A 2,715-nucleotide genomic window follows, 5' to 3' on the forward strand; every position below is an offset into this window, starting at 1 on the left:
CTACGGGCTGACCGGCGACGTCGCCACCTATGCCTCCGACCTCGGCCACGCCTACGCCGGCCGGGAACTCCACGTCCCCGGCTCCTGGGCCGCCGACCCCTGTCAACGGTCCCTGAAAACTGACCCTCAGAGGGTCTGTGAAATCTGACCCCGGAGTCGGACATCCGAGGAGTTTCAAGATCTAGTAGAGTGTGGTTCCCGGGTGGGAGCGCGCCTCGGTGGCGCCGGCGATCCGGCCGGCGAGGTGGGCGCGGGTGATCACACCGGCGACGACCGCGACGGTGGTGGCCTCCCAGGAGCGGGCGAGCCAGGCCACGATCCGGGCGTCGAACGCCCCGAGCGTGACGTCGGCGGCCGCGATGGCCCGCAGGAGGCCGTCGTGGCGCAGGCTGGGGGCTGGGCGCGGGTCGAAGTCGGTGTGGACGCGGCGGGCCAGTGGGCTGTGGCGGGCCTCGGCCTCGGTGGTGAACGGTCCGTCGGGCGGGCTCGTCGGGTGGTTGGTGCCGGCGGGCCGGGCGTGGGGCGTGCGGGGGGTGCCGGGCGTCGTGGTCACTGCCGTTCCTGGCCGCGGCCCTTGGCGAGGAGCTCGCGACGCTGGCGGGTGCGGTAGGAGTCGCCGGTGAGGGTGAGGATCTCGGCGTGGTGGACGAGCCGGTCGATCATGGCGGCGGCGACGATGTCGTCGGAGAAGGTCTCGCCCCAGCGGCCGAACGGGAGGTTCGAGGTGACCAGGACGGAGCCCTGTTCGTAGCGTGAGGCGATGAGCTGGAAGAACAGGTTCGCGGCGTCGTGGTCGAACGGGATGTAGCCGACCTCGTCGATGATGATGAGTTTGTAGCGGCGGATCTTCGTGAGTTCGGCGTCGAGGCGGCCGGCGTGGTGGGCGCCGGCGAGCCGGCTGATCCAGTTGCTGGCGGTGTCGAACAGCACGGAGTAGCCCGCCTGGGCTGCCTTCACGCCAAGACCGATCGCCAGGTGCGTCTTGCCGATCCCGGGCGGGCCGAGCAGGACGATGTTCTCGGCCTTCGCGATGTAGGTGGCGGTGGCGAGGTGCGCGAGCAGGTCGCGGCGCAGCGAGGGCAGGTGGTCGAGGTTGAAGTCCTCGAGCGTCTTGACCGCGGGGAAGTGCGCGGTGCGGATTCGCATGGTGCTGCCCTTGGACTCGCGGTCGGCGACCTGGCGCTGCAGGAGGGCTGCGAGGTACTCCTCGTGCGACCAGTTCTCGTCGCGGGCCTGGGTGGCGAGCGGTTCCCAGAACGCGCCGATCGTGGGCGTCTTGAGGACCCGGGTCAGGTAGGCGAGCATCGCGGGCAGGCCGTCCCGGGGCGGGGCGGGCAGGGCCGTGGTCACAGGGCCGTCTCCTCGTCGGTGGGCCCCGTCCCGGCGGGGTTCACCGAGGCGGGTGGGGTGGGCGTGGGGTCGAAGTCGACGCCGTAGAGGGCGTCGTAGTCGGGCAGCGCGCGCAGGGGTACCAGGTGGCCGTCGGCGTGGCGGCGGGCGGTCTGGCGTGCCTGGCGGTCCGCGGCGAGGGCTTGGCGCATCGCTCTCGCGGTCGCGGCGTGCGCCGGGTCGGTGATGACGGCGTGCGGGGCGAGGCTGCGCGGGTGCTCGGCGACCGGCTGGCCGTCACACCGGACGGTGACGGTGTCGAGCGTGGCGGTGACGTCGATGAACCGGCCGATCGCGTGGGGGTCGACGGAGTAGTCGACCGCGTCGACGCGCACGTAGTAGTCCCGGCCGAGGCGGACCCGGCTGGTCAGGCCGGTGGCCGGGGCGAGCGGAGGCAGCGGCAGCATCGCCGCGCGATCGGTGGCCAGCCGGTCGACGGGGCGGCCCCCGATCGAGCGCACGGTACGGGTGTTCGCCGCGCCGGTCAGCCAGTCGCCGAGCTGGGCGTTGAAGTCCGCCGGCGAGGTGAAGTACCGGCCGGGCAGGAACGAGGTCTCCAGGTAGCCGTTGTTCCGCTCGACGACGCCCTTGAACTCGGGATCCCGAGGTGGGGCGAGGCGGACGCGGGTGGCCAGCGTCCCGGCGAACGCCGCCGTCGGCGCGGTCAGGCGGCCCGTGCCGCCGATCGCGGACTCCCGGTCCCAGACCAGGGTGCGGGTCACAGCCCCGAGAGCGGAGATCAGCAGCCACATCCCGGCGAGGATGTCCCCGGCCCGCCGCGACGGGATCATCACGGCCGACAGGAACCGGGAGTACCCCAGCGCCATCACCAGGACCGGCAGCACCCGCTCGACCCCGGCCGCGACCGGCACCGGGGTCTCCGGGAACCACAGGTCGCACTGCGTGACCTCGCCCGGCTCGTAGACGACCCGATCGACCGGGTCGATCCCGACGTACTCCGGGCGGATCAGCGCCAGGCGCCGCTTGAGCGGCGAGAGCGAGTACGGCCAGCCGATCCGCTCCGCGACCACCGGCGCGGGCATCCGCGGCCACTCGGCGAGTAGCACCCGGATCCGCGGCTCGAACGAATCCACGACCGAGCCCTTCGGGGCCCGCGTGTACTTCGGCGGCTCGTCCGACGCGAGCGCCCGACGCACGGTGTTGCGGGCCACCCCCAGCCGCCGGGCGATCTCCTTGATCGGAACGCCCTCGGCGCGGTGCAACCTGCGGATCTCGGCCCAGTCCTCCACGTTCAGCACCTCCCTACATCAGCAGGGGGTCAGTTTTCGGAGGACCCCTGGGGGTCAGTTTTCAGGAAGCGGCGAC

At 72.5% G+C, this 2,715-nt stretch carries 3 protein-coding genes; all 3 read right to left on the reverse strand.

What is annotated here, in order from left to right:
- Positions 1-181 precede the first annotated feature (181 nt).
- From MJ783_RS09760 to istA, 3 genes are read right to left on the reverse strand one after another with little or no spacing between them, the layout of a single operon-like run.
- Positions 182-553: a hypothetical protein gene (locus MJ783_RS09760; protein ID WP_239310091.1), complete on the reverse strand. Its 372-nt coding sequence runs from the start codon at positions 551-553 to the stop codon at positions 182-184.
- Positions 550-1,305 carry an IS21-like element helper ATPase IstB gene (gene istB / locus MJ783_RS09765; RefSeq protein WP_239310089.1) on the reverse strand — a complete coding sequence of 252 codons (756 nt, stop codon included), beginning with the start codon at positions 1,303-1,305 and terminating at the stop codon, positions 550-552. The genes MJ783_RS09760 and istB overlap by 4 nt, the downstream gene beginning before the upstream one ends.
- A 41-nt stretch (positions 1,306-1,346) precedes the next feature.
- The gene (gene istA / locus MJ783_RS09770; RefSeq protein ID WP_239310063.1) at positions 1,347-2,648 is read right to left on the reverse strand and encodes an IS21 family transposase; all 1,302 of its coding nucleotides are present in this window, start codon (positions 2,646-2,648) and stop codon (positions 1,347-1,349) included.
- Positions 2,649-2,715: the final 67 nt, after the last annotated feature.

Origin of the sequence: Protofrankia sp. Cj3 (assembly GCF_917627355.1) — a bacterium.
In the GTDB taxonomy this organism is placed as follows: domain Bacteria; phylum Actinomycetota; class Actinomycetes; order Frankiales; family Frankiaceae; genus Protofrankia.